The sequence below is a fragment of the Vibrio sp. V15_P4S5T153 genome, assembly GCF_963874485.1.
GTDB classification, from domain to species: Bacteria; Pseudomonadota; Gammaproteobacteria; order Enterobacterales; family Vibrionaceae; genus Vibrio; species Vibrio anguillarum.
The window spans coordinates 436,257-454,964 of the sequence record NZ_CAWNHR010000018.1 but is presented as its reverse complement, the minus strand read 5'-3'; the positions used below and the strand labels follow the sequence as shown (position 1 = coordinate 454,964).

General features: G+C 45.4%; 14 protein-coding genes. 2 read left to right on the top strand and 12 right to left on the bottom strand.

The annotated features are described in order from the left end of the window. Positions 1–15: 15 nt before the first annotated feature. Together AACT42_RS17480 and AACT42_RS17475 are read right to left on the bottom strand one after the other, a co-directional pair. Positions 16–873 (bottom strand): alpha/beta fold hydrolase, encoded by an 858-nt coding sequence (locus AACT42_RS17480; RefSeq protein WP_094133510.1) that lies wholly within the window; start codon positions 871–873, stop codon positions 16–18. Between the two features lie 147 nt (positions 874–1,020). Next, the gene (locus AACT42_RS17475; RefSeq protein ID WP_013868315.1) at positions 1,021–1,629 is read right to left on the bottom strand and encodes a TetR/AcrR family transcriptional regulator; all 609 of its coding nucleotides are present in this window, start codon (positions 1,627–1,629) and stop codon (positions 1,021–1,023) included. Positions 1,630–1,755: 126 nt separating this feature from the next. Here AACT42_RS17475 and AACT42_RS17470 point away from each other — a divergent pair, with 126 nt between their 5' ends. Continuing rightward, positions 1,756–2,712 carry an AEC family transporter gene (locus tag AACT42_RS17470; RefSeq protein WP_094133509.1) on the top strand — a complete coding sequence of 319 codons (957 nt, stop codon included), beginning with the start codon at positions 1,756–1,758 and terminating at the stop codon, positions 2,710–2,712. A gap of 58 nt (positions 2,713–2,770) precedes the next feature. On the opposite strand, the gene AACT42_RS17465 is transcribed toward AACT42_RS17470, so the two are convergent. Continuing rightward, a complete protein-coding gene (locus AACT42_RS17465; protein ID WP_094133508.1) occupies positions 2,771–3,520 on the bottom strand; it encodes a substrate-binding periplasmic protein in 750 nt (249 codons plus the stop codon). Positions 3,521–3,692: 172 nt separating this feature from the next. Between AACT42_RS17465 and AACT42_RS17460 the strand changes: the two genes are divergently transcribed. Beyond that, positions 3,693–4,325 (top strand): START domain-containing protein, encoded by a 633-nt coding sequence (locus AACT42_RS17460; RefSeq protein ID WP_422824440.1) that lies wholly within the window; start codon positions 3,693–3,695, stop codon positions 4,323–4,325. A gap of 5 nt (positions 4,326–4,330) precedes the next feature. Here the strand turns inward: AACT42_RS17460 and AACT42_RS17455 are convergent, their stop codons facing one another. The 9 genes from AACT42_RS17455 to AACT42_RS17415 all read right to left on the bottom strand — a co-directional run bounded on the left by AACT42_RS17455 (position 4,331) and on the right by AACT42_RS17415 (position 18,581). After that, the gene (locus AACT42_RS17455; RefSeq protein ID WP_094133507.1) at positions 4,331–4,726 is read right to left on the bottom strand and encodes an MAPEG family protein; all 396 of its coding nucleotides are present in this window, start codon (positions 4,724–4,726) and stop codon (positions 4,331–4,333) included. A gap of 76 nt (positions 4,727–4,802) precedes the next feature. Continuing rightward, positions 4,803–5,546, bottom strand: coding sequence for a DUF2931 family protein (locus tag AACT42_RS17450; RefSeq protein WP_094133506.1), 744 nt, complete (start codon positions 5,544–5,546; stop codon positions 4,803–4,805). Position 5,547: 1 nt separating this feature from the next. Then, positions 5,548–7,683 carry a T6SS phospholipase effector Tle1-like catalytic domain-containing protein gene (locus AACT42_RS17445; RefSeq protein WP_094133505.1) on the bottom strand — a complete coding sequence of 712 codons (2,136 nt, stop codon included), beginning with the start codon at positions 7,681–7,683 and terminating at the stop codon, positions 5,548–5,550. Continuing rightward, positions 7,680–8,477, bottom strand: coding sequence for a DUF4123 domain-containing protein (locus tag AACT42_RS17440; RefSeq protein ID WP_094133504.1), 798 nt, complete (start codon positions 8,475–8,477; stop codon positions 7,680–7,682). Before AACT42_RS17440 ends, AACT42_RS17445 begins: the two co-directional genes overlap by 4 nt. Beyond that, positions 8,477–10,525, bottom strand: coding sequence for a type VI secretion system Vgr family protein (locus tag AACT42_RS17435; RefSeq protein WP_094183026.1), 2,049 nt, complete (start codon positions 10,523–10,525; stop codon positions 8,477–8,479). Before AACT42_RS17435 ends, AACT42_RS17440 begins: the two co-directional genes overlap by 1 nt. 141 nt (positions 10,526–10,666) lie before the next feature. Further along, positions 10,667–11,185, bottom strand: a complete 519-nt coding sequence (locus tag AACT42_RS17430) for an Hcp family type VI secretion system effector (protein ID WP_013868180.1) — start codon at positions 11,183–11,185, stop codon at positions 10,667–10,669. A gap of 291 nt (positions 11,186–11,476) precedes the next feature. Then, positions 11,477–13,666, bottom strand: a complete 2,190-nt coding sequence (gene glgB, locus AACT42_RS17425; RefSeq protein ID WP_094132859.1) for a 1,4-alpha-glucan branching protein GlgB — start codon at positions 13,664–13,666, stop codon at positions 11,477–11,479. A gap of 181 nt (positions 13,667–13,847) precedes the next feature. Then, positions 13,848–16,025, bottom strand: a complete 2,178-nt coding sequence (gene malQ / locus AACT42_RS17420) for a 4-alpha-glucanotransferase (RefSeq protein WP_094132861.1) — start codon at positions 16,023–16,025, stop codon at positions 13,848–13,850. Between the two features lie 102 nt (positions 16,026–16,127). Next, positions 16,128–18,581 carry a glycogen/starch/alpha-glucan phosphorylase gene (locus tag AACT42_RS17415; RefSeq protein WP_094132863.1) on the bottom strand — a complete coding sequence of 818 codons (2,454 nt, stop codon included), beginning with the start codon at positions 18,579–18,581 and terminating at the stop codon, positions 16,128–16,130. Positions 18,582–18,708 lie beyond the last annotated feature (127 nt).

The window sequence follows — 18,708 nt, the reverse complement described above, 5'->3', positions numbered from 1 at the left end:
CTTAAAACGAACACCTTAGCATGGTATTCCTGCCAACAAATCAAATCCGGACTTAACTTGTTCACCTTTCATCACACGTCCATGTCCTTGGTTTTGGGTGGTAATAAGTGACACTTTCTCGATTTCTTCTGCCGCTTGCTTTGACACAGAATATTTGGTGAACTTATCATTCTCATCGTGAACAATGACGCTGCGAGATTGACGCTGAGCAAGCTTATGGTAAGGATCGATAGATTGAATGGGATAACGATATTGATCGGCAACTTCCGCAACAACGGCCTCAAATAAGCGCATCGAATAGCCAGACCTTGCCACACTGCTGAATAAATTATCCAAATAATCCAGCACGGGCGCGACCAATAGCATTGGACAATGCTCAATTTTATGATGTCGGCACTCTAATACGGCGGCCGTCCCCATACTGTGTCCAACGATACCAGCAACATTGTCAATACTATCGATTATCGCTTCCAACCCTCCAACAAACGCAGGAATGTGACCATACACGCCCTCGCTTTGACCATGTGCTGGGTGATCATAAGCTAATGCCGTATAACCACGTGCCGCAATATGCTCCATCAGTGGATAAAACTGACTTGCCGTGCCAGACCAACCATGAGTCAATAACCAAATGGGACCACTTCCGAGTTGATAAGTCGTCAGAGCCCCTTCAACGCACATTACACGGCCAGTTTTCAGGCCAATTGGCGGCAGGTTTTGAGGCTTACTTCTTGCCGGAGTCAACAATACATTTCGTGCAACTTTTTTGGCATGTGACGGTGCGAGCGTGTGATGAAGACGAGTGCTCATATTGACCAATGTACGTTTCACACTGAATGTGCTTGAGGTGCTGAAATAGATTTTTTCACTCACTGAGTTGCCCTTCCTCTCGATAAAATAGAACGTTCGTACTATTTCTAATTAAAAAATTTTATTTTGTTAAGCATTTGATTTTGTTAAATAAAAGTGCATCTGCTCTGTTGCAGGCTCGTTCTTCTCGCTGTGAAAAGCGAGAATTAGCTAACATTGCTGCTTCACTATATTTCGCCATCGAGACATTAAATCGCCCACGCCTTTCCAAAAATGTTGATAACTTTCCATTTGGCCGTAGATCGAGTAGAACAAATGAGCACTTAAATAGAGTCCATACAACTCATAAGCAGCCTGCTTTACATCCAATTTCGGATGAAACTGTGCGCTATCAACCCCTTTTTGAATTTGAATTTGCAAGTAATGAATCCAAGTCGCGATGGTTTTTTTAAGTACTTTTTGAATTGCACAATCACAAGTTGCGGCATCTTTCCACGCATCTAAAAACATACAACTGCCTTGGAATGAATGATTCCAACCTAACCAGTGCTCTAACAGCACTCGCAATTTAGCTTCGATATTCTCGTCGCCAATCAGGCGAGCCGGCGTAATAACACGCTCAGTAAACACAGAATGGGCATGCTCTAATACTGCAATTTGCAAATTTTCTTTAGCATTAAAATGCGCAAACAAACCACTTTTTGATAAACCGCACTGTTTTGCCAACTCACCGATAGTGAGACTTTCCAAACCGTTTTCACTGGCTAATTCGAACGCTTTGTTCAGTACATTTTCTCTTGTAATTCTACCTTTGCTCATATTATGCCGACTCTCAATTCATACCATGCTATTTTTAGCACGTTCGTTCTTTTTTGCAAATTTGATTTTGCAAAATGAGGAACTGTGGAAGAATAGCAACGCTATGAGCAACTTCAATGGATTGATATGACAACGATTATCGAACAACTTTTGTTTTCGGCCTCAATTACAGGGCCTATCTGTTTGATGTTAGTACTGGGCGTTGTACTAAAGCGAACGAGGGTTATCAACGATAATTTCATCGATGTCGCGTCACGCATCGTATTCCAAGTCACCTTACCAGCCATGCTATTTCTTAGCATCGTCAAATCACAGCACGATTTTTCTTCCAGTGCAACACTGATTGGCTATGGACTACTCGCTAATTTCCTATTTTTTCTTTTCACGACTTTTTTCACCAAAAAAGCGTTCCCACAGCATCTGGATCACGGCGTGATCATCCAAGGCGGGTTTCGTGCGAATACCGCTATTATCGCTTTGGCTTATGTCGCAAATACTTATGGCGAACCTGGGCTAGCATTAGCGGCGATGTACGTTGCCGCAACCACTATCCTTTATAATATTCAAGCGGTGATAACACTCACGCCAAAAGGGGAAAGTTCAGGGCTCAAAGCCGCAGGAGTAATTGCCAAAACACTCACCAAAAACCCACTGATTATTGGTATTCTGCTCGGTGTTTTATGCTATTCCTTATCCCTTCCAATCCCGAAAATGGTCACTGATGCTGGCCAATATTTTGCTAATATGACACTACCATTAGCACTATTGTGTACTGGCGGCTCACTCAATATAGGTTCACTCAGAAGCGACAAATCACCGGCTTGGTTTGCCACTGCCCATAAGCTGATTCTCGCCCCGATATTGATCACATCGGGTGCGTTACTTTTTGGCTTTCGCGGGTTAGAGCTCGGGCTAGTCTTTTTGATGAGTGCATCCCCTACCGCTGCGGCCAGTTATGTTATGGCTAGAGCAATGGGAGGAAATGCAACCTTAGCGGCCAACATCATTGCATTGACGACCGTATTTTCACTGTTTACTTGTACACTAGGCATCTTCCTGCTCGCGTCTCTGAACTTAATCTAACCGCCTTTTAATTCACTGCGGAAAGGTAAGAAGGAAGGGCAATTCAAAAAAAAGCGAATCATTCCATCATGGAGACACCACTTTCTTTCAGTCCATGATTAAATAGCGTCAACAATTGTTCACTTCGTTCACCCATTTTAGGGAACAACAGATAGTTATTATTGATGAGAAAAGGTTTGGGATGGTGCGTGATCATTTCTCGCCATTGCGGTAAGTATTTATCCAGAGTGTAATAACCGATATGAATTTCTTCTGGCATGAGATCAATCCGCTTTTTCGCCAGCCGTTCGAAGTTCTGTTTTGGATCATTGACTCGAGACATTTTTATTTGCTGCGTCTCTAACAATCTGTCTAACTCGGCACCATAGCTGTAGGCAATGCCACCTCCTAAATATAACCCCTTAAGATCATAGAGGCTTTCCCAGTGAAAGTTGGTTTCTTTATGGTGAAAAAACACGAAGCGTTCATCGCTCACCGCTTCGCTATAATAAAAATCTACCGTCCGCTCTTGGTTAAACATCCAAATGGCAGTCGCATCATAACGTCCAGCTTTGGCTTCGGCGTATGCTCTCGCCCATGGGAAAAAATGAAACTCAACTTCGTAGCCGGCATCCTTAAATACTTTACGGATAATCTCAGCAACAAAACCATTATTTTCAAGGTGTTGACCAATAAACGGCGGCCATTCACCCGCACTAATACGAATGATATGACTATTGTGTATTGAGGATGGCGCTGCCCATGCGGGAATAGAAATCCATGATAGGATGAGACAGAGCCAAACCTCATACCATCTTAAAGATTTCATTGCCGTACCTGAACATTGAGCAAACTTTTAATAAACATAACAAAAACTAATAAAACAAAACGTATACATAATATATTTATGTTTTTATGCTAGTGCAGTTCTTAAACCCACTTTTTGTAACCAACACGACAAAAATAAGGCCACGTGCTACAACATCAATGAGGAAAGAACCATGATGAAATGGATAGTTGGTTTAAGCCTACTATTGAGCAATGTTGCTAGTTTGGCAGCGACTTCGGTCGATTGGTTACAGGTAAAATCAGAAGACGGCATTACGATCTACTCGCGCCACCATAGCGATGGCTTAGTCCAAATACGGGCGCAAATGTTCGTACCCACTAGCTATTTCGCTTTTATGCGGCTATTAGATGACAGTGAACATGTACCAAACTGGATAGATAACGTGAGTAACAGCCGTGTGCTGCAAAAAATTTCAGATACCGAGAATATTGTTTACACCCAATTCTCGGCACCATGGCCAGCTAAAAACAGAGATATGGTGACTTATTCAAAATTTGAAATGCTACCTAATGGTTTAAGTTTAGACATAGTGGATGCCCTAAATTACTTGCCTGAACAACCGGGATACATCCGTATCACTCAAGTCAACGCACATTGGACGCTGCAAAAACTGACTAATGGTATGACTCACATCGATTATATTGCCTTCGCTAATCCAGGAGGTGCGCTACCTAACTGGTTAGTGAACAAACTGTCCACTGACAGTGCCTTTACCACATTTAAAGGCTTGCGCCGAGAATTGGCCACCTATCAAGATAAACTTCACCCTGCCGTGAATGAATAGCATTCTTAACCCAATACTTGGCCAAAAGGAAGGTAAATAATATTCAGCACGATCAAGATAACCATCGCACTGAACGTTAGCTTCATACCACGAATCCGCCCTTTAAGTTGGTCACTTAAAATCGCTCTGGCATGTAAAATTCGGCCAACGATAAACGTAATACCCACCCCGTGGATCCACCATACGCTGGCACCATTAAACTCCAATAACCCCATTAAGATTAAAGTAATAGGAATGTATTCTGCGGCATTTCCTTGCGCTCTGCGAGCTAATTGCAGTGCTGGTACTCCACCATCGGCATATCTCACTTGGTTAGCCCGACGCTGTTTAATAACGTTAATAGCTAGCCACAAAAATAATACTGAAAGTATCGATGCATATAGAGCAGTAACCATGGTCATTCCTTTTCAAGTCAGCAATGTCTCTATAGTAGTGCATCAAGCACGTTCAGATCACTACTCTGATTCAAAGCAATCTCTAGTTCTGGAGTAGCTTAATCTCCTGAGCCGAGTACACCTTATCCACTTTATCCCAAGGAATCGGGTCAATTAATACACCGGCATCTTTTGCGCGTTGATGAATACGCTCTAATGAAGAACCAGGCTGCTTATACGTTTCCACACCAAAACCATTGCTATCGCGATCCATGACTTTATCAGGTGCTAATTCAGCTAAATAGATGGTCGTACCACAACCTCTTAACCAAACTTTGGCTTGCCCATTGGGCAGTAAACCAAACACGAATTCGGTGCGATAACAAACATTACCCAATGAACCATCTCTATTTTGGTAAAGACTTTTTTGTGCCATCAAACTTTTCACATCTTCAGATACAGTATATTTGGTCACGTAAAACTGAGTGTTAATAAGTGAAACCCAGTACAAGTAAAGACTATCTGGTGGTAATTTAATCTTTACAACCTGCTCACCCTGCGTATTCATAGCAAAACTATGAACAGGCAACCCAAAACCATCATATTCAGGTAACCAACCTTGAACATTTTTTAGATCACTGATTCTCATAAACTGAGAAAAGGTATGCAAAGGAGACGTCCAGTTTTGCGCCTCATTTACTCCATAAGCTTGAGTCACTTTAACAGGGTAAAAAGAGGGCATAGAGACGCTAACACTCCATGCCTTCTCTGGTATTGGCCCCGCATACGATGAGCAGGCATTTAACAATGCCGTGATCAACAAAACAGATACACTTTTTAAATACATTCTACTTTCCTTCTTCGCATGGGTAGCTGGCGCGCTTATAGCAGCCTTGACTTTTGTCCCAAAGCGGTTTGAGTGCAAAACTATCATCCGACGAATGATGAAATAAGTTTAGCTGCATCAACTCTTGTTTACGTTTTGCATCAAATTCACTCTCTAACTTGGTATATTGCCCTTGCTTTGCCATATCAAGAATCTGTTGACTAAATTGCTCGAGGCTAAACGAGAAACGCTCGACAGGCTGAAACGTAAAATCTTTGACTATATATAAATATTCTTCAGGGTTTTGCCACAAAAAACCATCCGCATCGGCCACTGGTACCCCATGATACTCGGCTAGACCATACATCAACCTAAGGTATACACGGGAGAGCTCTCCTTCCACCTTTCGCTGTATATAAAGGCGGCCGACCACTCTTCCGCCCTCTTTTTTACCTTGTTCAATAAACTCAACTTCTGGTTCTACATAGTCACTTTCCTGCCAACCGGTGGCTAAATCACGTTGCTTATACTCAGACAGCTTTCTTCTCACGTATTGCTCGGCGCGATCCTTATCCCAGCGGTCAGAGAAAGAGCGGCTCGCACGCTTCACCAACTTTTTCTCTAAGATCGGCAAGAAATAATCACTGTTGTTGTAGCTCAGGCGTGAATGGTAACCACCACCAATATCGGAATGGGCTCCTGGAAGGACAAATTCATGAAAATGATCTACCGAATCAACAGAGTTAAGATGGTTGAGGCTAAAGTTATAACGACACTCAATGCTAGGATCGGCGGTTAAGTGAACAGCACGCCGAACGCGCTGAGGATCAATCCATAACCTCACATCACCATTGTCATGATGAGTTGAAAAATCAAAAGAGAGTAGGTCAACCACAGAAGCAACAGTATCAAACAGGCCTGCAAAAGTAATCTCACAGCTGGCTTTAGCCTCATCTGCTTCACTCCAATCAAACCCGTAAGCTAAGGGAATGCCGCTCTTTTGGCACGCCTTACTAAACGCTTGAGCAAACTCGCCCTGCTCGCCATCTAGTACTACATTAATAAAATGTCTTGCGGCAGCGGCTCCACGGCTAAAGCCAAATACATCAAACTGCAGTTTATTAAAACCGTCAACGGTATTCGGATCTGCTTCAGCAAAGACTGATTTAATATTTATAATTGACGTTGACAGTTGCTCTATGGAAGTACTGACTTTAGCGGTCACACCATATTTACCTATCCCAGCCCCCTGCCCAAAAATTTCCGATTCATCAGCTGGTGCAATATTGGTGCTATTTCCCGTACCAATACCCGTAACATATTCAGCTATAGAATAGGCAAGCCTGTTTTCAGAAAATTGATTTTTCTCATAAAGTTCAAACAACTTCTGCACATTGGTTAGTTCATTACTAGCACTGCCTGCCACTGTCTCTACTTCGCCTTCATCATTTTTAAATAAAGAGATAAAAAAATTGTCTTTTTTAGGATAATCAAAACACTCGCTCGATAAGTGAGTAGCAGGAATGTCGTTTTTAAGCCGCCCTGTTTTTCTGGAAATAATGTCGCAGTCAACCTTGTATTTCATTTTCCATGTTTGATAGTAATTCTCTAACTGAGTTTTCCCCCACTGCGCACTGTAGCTATTATTGGCCGTACCATCAAAAAATATACCTACACGTAAGGTAATAAAGTTAAATCCTCTCACTTTAAGGACATAACTTTTATCTGTCAGTAAATTACAAGCATCCGCTTGGCCTTTTTGGTGTCTTACGGGTAGAGCTTGTTCTGGCGTTAATTCGGTTAGATCGCCACTGGTTACATTTAGAAAACTAGCACTATTACCTAAATGGTCTTGGTATTGCTTGGCAAAATCCAAAGTAGGATCGGCTTCATTATTGGGTGTTCTCAGTTTGCCCTGAGACTCTCTTAACCATTGTTCAGCATCGAGAGTGAGCGTCACAGGGCCGGGGGCAAGCGTTTTAAGCAAGATAGGTGCTTCACCTAATACGACGGGAAATTTATGCTTTGCAGAGTCAGTGATAGTACCAGTGATGCCTTCAAATGGCTTATTGAACTCATCACGGATGATAATTTCAATCCAATGCGTTCGATTTTCACACGGCGCACAAAAAGGGCTAACTCCTGTTGTGCTTCTCATTGCCAGCTCTCCTTAATGGCCTTTAACTCTTTCAATTCATCCAATGTTAAATGTAAAGGATGGGATAAATCATCAAGCGCGGTATCGGTTACAGTGACGAGTGCAACTAACGCATGCTGCTCTGCGACCTCGTAGCTATTTTGCTTTTCTAATGCTGATTGCAAGGCTGATAGTATCGTCTGCTGCGGTGATTCTAAGCGTTGTAAAAGATGCGGCAGTAGCTCCCACCAACGTCTTTCTAAGGAATTGGCATGAACATTTACGTTGTACAAAGGCGCTAGGTGGTGAGGTAACATATTCCACCAAGTCCCGTGACGAAGCACAAATTCACTGCATGAGGTATTACTGAAGGTAATGAGAGCGTCTTCTTCATGGTGATCAATCGCCACCAATTGGTTGATGTTGCCTAAAAAGTGATTCACCTCGGATTCATCCATCGCTCGTAGTATGGGAATAATCACATCACGATCGTAAAAACGAAACATCACTTCTTCGCCATCTAATGCGGCAATTAATAAGCTCCGCAGATGACCCAAAACTTCTTGTGTGCTTACCTGGCTTGACAACACTAGTCCCTGAGCAAGGAGCGATTCTGGCAACTCCAAGACAATATCAGTGACAGGAATTAGCCACGGTGATAGCGGCATAACTGAGTCAAACATGGAGCCATAAAATAAAGGCACGGCTTCCTCAAATCCAAAACCACCATTTTGCGCTAAAGCAAGCTTGTGAAGTTTATGATCAACCAACCAATATTGATGCTCTGACTGTGCTTCAAACCACGATTTCAACATTAGGCATCCCCGGCTAATGGGCATACTTTTACGGCTGGCACTCGTGCTTCTTCAGCTTGCAATAGCGCTTGGTAAAGAATGGTTTGAGGTGGCGCGGGGGATTTTTGCAGTTCAAGCTCACCAGGTAATAACGGTAGATCACCACTAAAACCACTACCACTGCCCGCACTTCCGCCTGAGTTTAAATTAACGCCCGCCCCAGAAAGATGGACACCAGCAGGATCAACTTTGACAAAACTGCCACCGGCTGTCACGGTAATTTCTGACCCTGCTTCGATCACCACTTTTTGTCCAGCTTTGATGTGGATTTCATCTCCACTTTCATTAGTCCAAACTTGCCCTGATTTTACGTGCAAGGAACCATCGACCATTAATATACAGCTACCCTTAACCGATTCGCGGCTTTCGCCCTCCACTGTGAGGTGGTGGTTATGTTTAACGTGCGTGAACTGGTCGTTATCCACCGTGAGGTGCTGGTCGTGCTTGATGTGCGCCGTGGCGTCATTGAGCACCAAGGCGTCTAAGTCTTTTTGCGCGTGTAGGTAGATTTTCTCTTGCGCTGCTTGGTCTTCAAAGCTCAGCTCGTTAAACCCTTCTCCTTGGTGCGTTTCACTGCGCAGCACGGTTTTGGTTTTGTTATCCGGTAGTGTGTAGGGCGCTTTGTTGGTCGCATGGTAGGTACGGCCTGTCACTATCGGTTGGTCTGGGTCGCCGTTGAGAAACGAGACGATGACTTCATGACCAATGCGCGGAATGGCTATCATGCCGTATTGGCTGCCGGCCCAACCTTGTGAGACGCGCACCCAGCACGAGCTGTGCTCATCGCCGTTGGAATATCTGTCCCACGGGAAATGCAGTTTGACGCGGCCATGTTCGTCACAGAAGATTTCTTCGCCATCAGGGCCCACCACCAACGCCATGCAAGGGCCATCCACTTGAGGTTTGGCTTGCGGTGTCGCACGCCACGTGACATCGGCAGGAATGAGCGTGAATTGGTTGCTGTACGTGGTCGCACCACTGCCGCCCTCTTCTTCCAATGCTTGTGGCTGACGCCCTTGGTGATGCACTTGCACTACAACCCAGTCGCGGTTCGCGCTGTCGTCAAGATGCTCTTGTAAGTCGAACTTTGTGCCCGCTTGCAGGCCAGGATGGTTACTTTTTCCGGTCGCAGTACGCGCTTCTCGTCGTAGGTACTCTAAGCGAATTTGATTAAAGGCTTTGCCGCTGACGTCGTCTTTAAAGCGACCCGGTGCATCAAAGTGTTCGTAGGTCGCTTGCTGGTAATCCATCTCGCGCCCTTGCGCTTGCTGAGCAAACGAGTAGCTCGGCTTTTTAAAGCTGTAATCTTGCAGCGCGCTGTGGCTCACTTCGGTTTGGCTGTGTTGCGTTAATTGCGACACATAAGGGCTCTCCATCACGCCACCCGCAAGGACGTTGTAAGGGATAGGCGTTTCTCGCTTCGTCAGGCTTTGGCTGTCGTCACTGAAAAAGAGGGTGTGTTTCCCTTCTTCATGAATGAAGTGATACACCAAGCCTTCTTCGGCGGCTAAGCGGTGCAAGAAGTCGATATCCGTCTCACGGTACTGCACGCAGAATTCACGCTGCGCACACTCACGCTTCAGCGAGAAGGCGTAGTCGTTAATGCCCATTTCTTGCAGTACGATGGAGAGGATTTCGGGAACGGTTTTGAGCTGGAAAATACGGCTGTTTTGGCGCAGTGATAGCCGCTCTAATGCCGGGACTAAGGTCAGTGAGTAAAAGGTGTGATGATGGCCAATATCGCCTTTACTGAACTGGCGCACAATGCCGTGCACGCGCTGCACGACAAGGCCATCACGCAGCATCTCAAGCTGAGCGGTTTTGTCCACCAGCTCCAGCGCCGTTAAGCCAGATTGGCGACTGGCCAGTTTTATCTCATAGCGAAAACCGTAGCAACGCAGGCCCGCTTGCGCGCTATCAGACAGCGATTCCACGCCTTGGTATTCACGCACCACCAACGTGTCGTCTGCCAAACCCTCCACGGTGAGCCTAAAACTTAACCTTGCCATCTTTTTACCTTCCACATTTGAATGTCGAAAAACCTTAAGCTCAATACATAACTAGGCTACGTACTGAGCTTAAGGTTTTGGTGTGGGCCACTCACCCCAAGGACATGAAACACGAGTGAGCGACCCAAAAACTAAGCGTGATTACGCTTCAACAGGCTTGCGCCAGTCGTCAGAGCCTGAAGTACCCGCATTCACGTGATCCCACAGGATTTTACGGTAAGACATAGAAACCGTAACGTTTTGTGTGAAGTCGCCGTTCGCTGGATCTTGGCAGTGTGGCATTTCACAGTGAATGTCCACGATAGACGCGCTTTCGAGTGTAGTAGTGAAGAAGTTCTCTTGCTTACCTTCGATAGAAGTGCGGTACCATTTTAGCTCAACCGATTTCATCTTCTCGCCAGACGCCAGTGCGTTATAAAGAAGAGGAACCGCTTTGTTTAGCGCTACGGTGAATTTAAATGGTTTGTGAACACGTTGACCAGAAGGCTGACCTGATTGTGGATCAGTCGGTACAGTTACAACGTGGTCAAATTGTTGAACCAACATTTGGTCTTCATGACCTTCAACGAACGCATCACCGATTGAATCAGTAGACAGAGCACCAGCAGTGATCAGGCCCTGAGTTTCGCCTTCGATAGAGATATAACATGGAGTTGGCATTGCAAATTCCTTACTTTAAATGATGAATGGTATGAAACAAGTTCACTCGTCATAGAGCAAAGTCAGTGCCAACTCTATTACCATTTAAAATCAAACACTTATATTGTATGTGTTTTTGATTGAGCAAAAACCTGCCCAGCACGAGCAAGATATTGCTTCGATGGGTAAAAACTTACCCTCATTCTGAGACAGCCAGATGTAAAAATCCCGATTCACACTGTAAATCGGGATTTTGATGTTGAGACTTCACAAGGAACCATTCAACTCATTAAATTGCAATGGGGTTGACAACTATACCCTTGTCTCTAGCTTATAGTAGAGAGTTGCCAGTGGCGGTACACAGACCAAAATAGATTGGTCTAAACCCTCACTCTCAACGTTTTCAGTCAGTACACGGTTTTTGACTTCAAAACCGCTACCGCCATAGTGCCTATCATCTGTATTAAGCAGTAATTGATACTCACCTTTGACAGGCATACCTAAACGAAAAGCTTGGTGAGGAACAGGGGTAAAATTGGTGATAATTAAAATACGTTCACCGCTGTCACTCATGCGTTCATGCGCAAGAATGCTCGCATCGGCCGCATCTTGTAAGCGCCACTCAAAGCCACGAGGCTCACTATCTAACTCAAAAAGTGCAGGCTCGGCTTGATACATCTTATTGAGATCTCGCGTTAAATTCTGCACTCCTTGATGGCGTTCAAACTGCAATAAGAACCACTGAAGTTGGTCATCATGATTCCATTCTGCCGTTTGACCAAATTCAGTGCCCATGAAGTTGAGTTTTTTACCCGGCTGGCCATACATGTAACCCATATAAGCACGCAAGTTTGCCGTTTGTTGCCACTCATCGCCGGGCATTTTGTTGTGGATCGAACCCTTGCCGTACACCACTTCATCGTGCGATAGCGACAACACATAGTTTTCACTGTGTGCATAGACTAACGGGAAGGTGATGACGTTGTGATGGTATTTACGATGGACGGGATCTTCTTTTATATAAGCCAAACTGTCGTGCATCCAGCCCATATTCCATTTGAAACCAAAACCTAAGCCGCCCATAAAGGTTGGCGCTGAAACGCCGGGAAAAGCTGTTGATTCTTCAGCAATGGTCATAGCATTCGGGAAGTGTTTGTACACTTCTTCGTTCATCCACTTTAAGGTGGCAATCGCATCGTAATTTTCTCTGCCGCCATCCACATTTGGGATCCATTGATCATGGCTGCGTGAGTAGTCGAGATAGAGCATCGAAGCAACGGCGTCTACTCGAATGCCATCGATATGGAACTGTTCAAACCAATATAACGCATTCGAGACTAAGAAACGGCGCACATGTTCGCGGCCAAGGTCGTAAATATACGAACTCCAATCTTGATGCCAACCACGGCGTGGATCAGGGTCATGGAATAAAGGAGTGCCATCAAAATTGGCTAAACCATGACTATCGGCTGGAAAATGTGCGGGAACCCAATCGAGCACCACTCCAAGACCAGCTTGGTGACATTGATCAACGAAATATTTAAAATCATCAGGCGTACCAAAACGGCTCGTTGGCGCAAATAAGCCAACAGGTTGATAACCCCAAGAACCATAGAATGGGTGCTCAGACACGGGCATAAGCTCTACATGGGTATAGCCTAAATCCACCAAATAAGGCACCAGTTGATCAGCCAGCTCACGATAATTTAAAAATTCACCCGCCGAATTACGACGCCAAGAGCCCACGTGCAACTCATAGAAAGAGAGCGCTTGCTTGCGCTTTTCGGTGATGGGGCGAGCTTGCCACGTACTGTCTTGCCATTCATAACGCCGATGATCATACGTCACTGAAGCAAACGAAGGGTATTGCTCGGCGTAGTAACCCCAAGGATCGGCTTTGTGCGGTAACCCTTCACCATGAGGCCCTTTCAATTCAAATTTGTATTGCGTACCTTCGGGTAAGTTGGGCATGAAAATTCCCCAAATACCGTAATCAAGGCGCTGCATTGGATTACGACGTCCATCCCATTGGTTAAATGCGCCAATCAAACTGCACGCTTTGGCATGCGGTGCGTAGACTAAAAAACGGATACCTGAGATTTGTTTACCACCACGTTCCATGGTCACGAACTGCGAACCCATGTGGTGATACATCGATTTCGGCGTATGTAAATCATCATATTCAGCGTATAAACCATGGTACTGATATGGGTCATCGATGAGCTGTTCGACACCTGCCCAATCGACCGCCAATTGGTAGTGGGTAAAACGTAAATCAATATTTGATTTTAGGATGAAACCCGACTCATCTTCACGCTCAAGCAGAATGCGGGGTTGATTTTCCACCACCAGCTCAACTTTTTCGGCACCCGGCATCCAAACGCGTAGCGCACCTTGATCGGGTGCGAGGTAAGGGCCTAAAAATGAGAATGGATCTGTAAATGATGCATGGGAAAGTTGGCTATATGCCTGCTTTAGCTTTGAAAGCTTTTTTGTTTTCATATCCCTACTCCTAACCTAACTTTCTTTAAACGTATAAAAATGCCCGCTAAAATGGCGGGCATACTAGCGAGGTTCAGTGTACCGAACTCTGCTGTTACATTGAGTGACCTAGACTAAAATTCTTCATGCCATGATTAAGAAAGATAACACTAAGTCACATCAAGGTTTATTCAGTAAGTGATTATTTACTTACACTCGCTCGCACTTCCGTTAAACGTGCAGCAATGCGATTGACATTATCACGCGCAAATACTTCATCCAAATTCATTGAAAGTTTACGACGCCAGTTAGGGTACTCATTAACGGTACCCGGAATATTAACGGGTTTATCCATTTCCAACCAATCTTCTAACTGAATACTTAACAAGGTCGATGCACCAGATGCAACGTGCAGTTGCAGCGCCTCACTTAAATATGAATCCATTGGAACAAGGCTTGCGTCGCGCCCCACACCCTCAGGCAAATAACCATGCCATGCCACCGAATCCAAAATGCCTTGTTTACATTTCAAACGGTCCTCAAACAAGGCTTCGAGCTGGGCTTGATCGGGGTACAAACCAATTTCGCTCCCCATTTTGAGATCATCGCAATGCCAGAAACCACGCAACGTTGGCATATCATGTGTGCACAGTGCCGACATCGACTGAGCGGCGTAATGTTTCGGTGAGATAAAGCCGCCATCTTCTGCGGTTTCAAAGAAGAACACTTTATAAGAGTGAACACCCGCGTCGGCTAAAATATCGACGATTTCATCAGGTACTGTACCCAAATCTTCGCCAATCACGCTGCATTGATGGCGGTGAGATTCCAACGCTAAAATCGCGAGCATATCTTGTACTGGGTAGTAGATATAAGCACCCTTAGTGGCATTTTCACCTTTTGGTACCCACCACAAGCGCAGTAAACCAAGTACATGGTCAATGCGCAGCGCACCACAATGTTTCATATTGGCGCGCAGCAGCTTGATATAAGCATCGTAAGCGGTTGCTTGTAATACTTGTGGATTAAGCGGTGGTAAGCCCCAATTTTGACCCAGTGGTCCAAGAATGTCGGGCGGTGCGCCAATGCTGGCGTCTAAAATCAAGTTACCGGCATCAGCCCAAGTTTCAGAGCCTGAATCAGCCACACCCACCGCAAGGTCGCGGTATAAACCGACCGCCATGCCTTTTTCTTCCGCGAGTGCTTGGGCTTCATTAATTTGGCCATCAGCAATCCACTGCAAGTACATGTATAGGTGAACTTTATCTTGATTGTCTTCGATAAATTTCTGTACTGCGCTGTTTTCAAACCGACGATATTTTTCAGGGAAAACCGGCCAGCCCCATACATTCGGATCTTGGGCATGTAAATCGACATGCAGCGCATCGAATGCCGCTTGGTGCACTAAGCTCTCACCACCTTCTTCAACGAAATTCAAAAAGGCTTGTGCGCGATCGCTATTTTTATCTAAATGGCGTTTTTTAAATTCGGTGAACAGGAGTGGCAAGACACTCATTTTTAATGTTGCAACTTCGGTGTAGTTTACCCAATGCGCTTCACGTACTTTCTGAAGACGTTGCTGAAACTCCGCACTGCCTACTTTTTGCTGCGCATCCGCACTCAAAGCAAATTCAGGCACTGAACTCACGTCAATGTATAAAATATTGAGCCAACGGCGTGACGATGGGCTGTAAGGACTCGCCCCTTCCGGGTTTGCAGGAAAGAGAGAATGAATCGGGTTAAGGCCGACAAAATCGCCGCCACGAGAGGCAATATCCGCCACTAACTGTTTTAAATCGCCAAAATCACCAATACCCCAGTTGTGCTGAGTACGCAGCGTGTAAAGCTGCACACTCGGGCCCCACAATTTTTTACCTTCAGTAATAGGTGCTTGTTTGTAACAGGCTTTTGGCGTCACTATCAGCGTGAGCTCATACGGTGTTTTACGGCGTTTCCGTGTCACCAACAGTTTGTGATATCCCCATGCCAAATCGCTTGGCAATGCAAACACTAAAGGGCCACCCTCAGCGCGTTCATCACGAACGACTTGCGATTGAAGATAGCCTTCAAGTACCTCTCCTTGCTCGGTTTCTAAGCGCCAGTTAAATTCGCTTTCACGTGCGCTGGCACCTAGATAAAGTGGCACTTCCACCGCTTCACCTTCACGAATAACGAGAACAGGATCTAATACATCTTTCTTGTGTTTCTTTTCTGCTAATTTCAGCAGCGTTTCATCATTGGTTGTGTCATAGCCCAAAGACGCCAATAAGCGGATAATGGTTTCATCTTCCACTTTCGCTTCGTCGCCCCACGCGCTTATGTAGCTGTCGGCAATGTTCGCCATCGCCGCTACTTGTTTTAATGCGTTTAGTTGTTTCATCGCTTTCTCCGAAGGGACTTCTTTCCCCTTCAAATGGGTAGGGTTTTATTATAATGAGTCATCATAGAGCCAAGGCCCTAAAGGCCTTGGCTTACTTGAAAATTAACGTTTAACGGTTTCTAATTTCCAGATGTTGTTAACGTAGTCACGGATACTGCGGTCAGAGCTGAACTTACCCACCAACGCGGTGTTAAGAATCGCTTTCTTCGCCCAGCCAGCCTGGTCACGGTACTGTTTGTCCATCGCCTGATGCGCTTGTACATACGAAGCGAAGTCAGCCAGCACTAGGTATGGATCACCACCATCAAGCAAGCTATCGAACGTGGCTTTCAATTTACCCGGAGCGCCTGGGGTAAATTCTTCACCCACCAACAAATCCAGTGAAGCCTTAAGCAGCGGATCCGCATTGTAGTAATCATATGGGTTATAACCACTGGCTTTTAACGCTTCGACTCCGTCCACTTCCAAACCGAAGATGTAGATGTTGTCATCACCCACTTCCTCACGAATTTCCACGTTTGCACCATCCATCGTACCTATGGTTAAAGCACCATTTAGCGCCATTTTCATGTTACCGGTACCGGATGCTTCTTTACCTGCGGTAGAAATTTGCTCGGATACATCGGCAGCAGGAATGATGATTTCAGCTATGCTCACGCGGTAATCCGGAATGAAAACTACTTTTAGCTTGTTACCAATGCGCGGATCGTTATTCACTTTTTCCGCAATTTTATTGATGGCGTAGATGATCTCTTTAGCTAGGTGGTAACCCGGTGCCGCTTTAGCCGCGAAGAACACCACGCGCGGCGTCATATCGAACGTTGGGTCATTCACTAAACGATGATACAAAGAGAGAATATGTAACATATTCAAATGCTGACGTTTGTATTCATGCAAGCGTTTGATCTGCACATCAAAGATGGCATTGGTATCAAGCTCAATACCCATGTTCTCTGATACCCAATCAGCCAGACGCTGCTTGTTGTGTTTCTTAACCGCCATAAACTCTTTTTGGAATTTCGCATCGTCAGCGTATTGCGCAATCGCTTCTAGCTGGTCAAGGTGCGCTGGCCACTCAGTGCCAATTTTTTCCGAAATAAGCGCCGACAAACCTGGGTTACAAAATTTCAACCAGCGACGCGGCGTAATGCCGTTTGTTACGTTGTGCAAACGTGTTGGGTAAAGCTCGTGGAATTCTGGGAAAAGATCGCGTTTTACCAACTCCGAGTGCAGCGCCGCCACACCGTTCACAGCGTAAGAGCCAACCACACAAAGGTTTGCCATACGCACTACACGGTGGAAACCATCTTGAATGATGGAGAGTTTTTGCTGTTTCGACACATCACCCGGCCACTTGGCTCGTACTTCTTGCAGGAAGCGGTGGTTGATTTCGTAAATGATTTCCATATGGCGAGGAAGCAAACGCTGGATCAACGACTCGCTCCACGTTTCGAGTGCTTCAGGCAGTAGCGTATGGTTGGTGTAGGCGAACGTTTTTGAGCTGATCGCCCATGCTTCATCCCAGCCCATGCCTTTCTCATCAATCAAGATACGCATCAATTCAGGAATGGAAATCGTTGGGTGAGTATCGTTTAGCTGAACGGTTTGATATTTAGGAAGATCAGCAATGTCATGACCCGCCGCCGCATGACGACGCAAAATGTCACGCATTGACGCCGCGCTATGGAAATATTGCTGCATCAAACGCAGTGTCTTGCCTTTTTCGTGGTTATCGTTTGGATAAAGTACTTTGGTAATGTTGCCTGCATCAATCAAGGCATGCTGTGCTTCAAAGTAGTTACCGTTGTTGAAATCAGCCAGTGAGAAAGGCGCAATTGCGCGACATTCCCATAAACGAAGTGGGTAAACCGTGTCGCTTTCATAGCCGACGATCGGTAAATCCCAAGGCATTGCTTGGACAAACATACTCGGAATCCAACGGCGTTTTTCCACGCCATTGTCATTGATAACGTCAACATGGCCGTAAAAACCAATCTCTTGTGCTAGGTGTGGTCGTGCCACTTCCCACGGGTAGCCTTCAACACAACGCCACTCATCAGGAGCTTCTTGTTGGTGGCCCTCACTAAAAGATTGCTTAAACAAACCATATTCATAATGTAAACCATAACCTACGGTTGGGTACTCTTGCGCAGCGCACGAATCCATGAAACATGCCGCAAGTCGCCCTAAACCACCATTACCTAAGGATGGGTCACGTTCTTCTTCTAATAAATCCGTTAGGTTCTGACCTAAATCAGCCATCGCTTCCGTGATTTGCTCATACAGGCCCATGCTGATGAGGTTGTTGCCCGTTAAACGGCCAATCAAGAACTCAAGTGATAAGTAGTTCAGACCCTTAGCGTTAACAATGCGCTGGTCTTGCTCAGTTTCGAGTAGATCAAACATCGTTAATTCAGCCAGTGCGCGCCCCATTGCGAGATACCATGAACGGCTATCTGCATTTTCAATGGTGGTGGCGTAGGTGGCAGTCAGGTGTTTCTTTACGTTGTCTTGGAACGAAGCTTTATCAAACTTCTTCTGTTGCGTAGGTTTCATTAGCGAAATCTCACTTAGTCGTTTTAATTCATCTTCGGCATATCGTGCATCAGCTACGCAAGGTCGGCATCCTCCTAAAAATGACCTCGTTTAGGAGGAGGGCTCAGGGCGTAGAGGGCGAGCACCA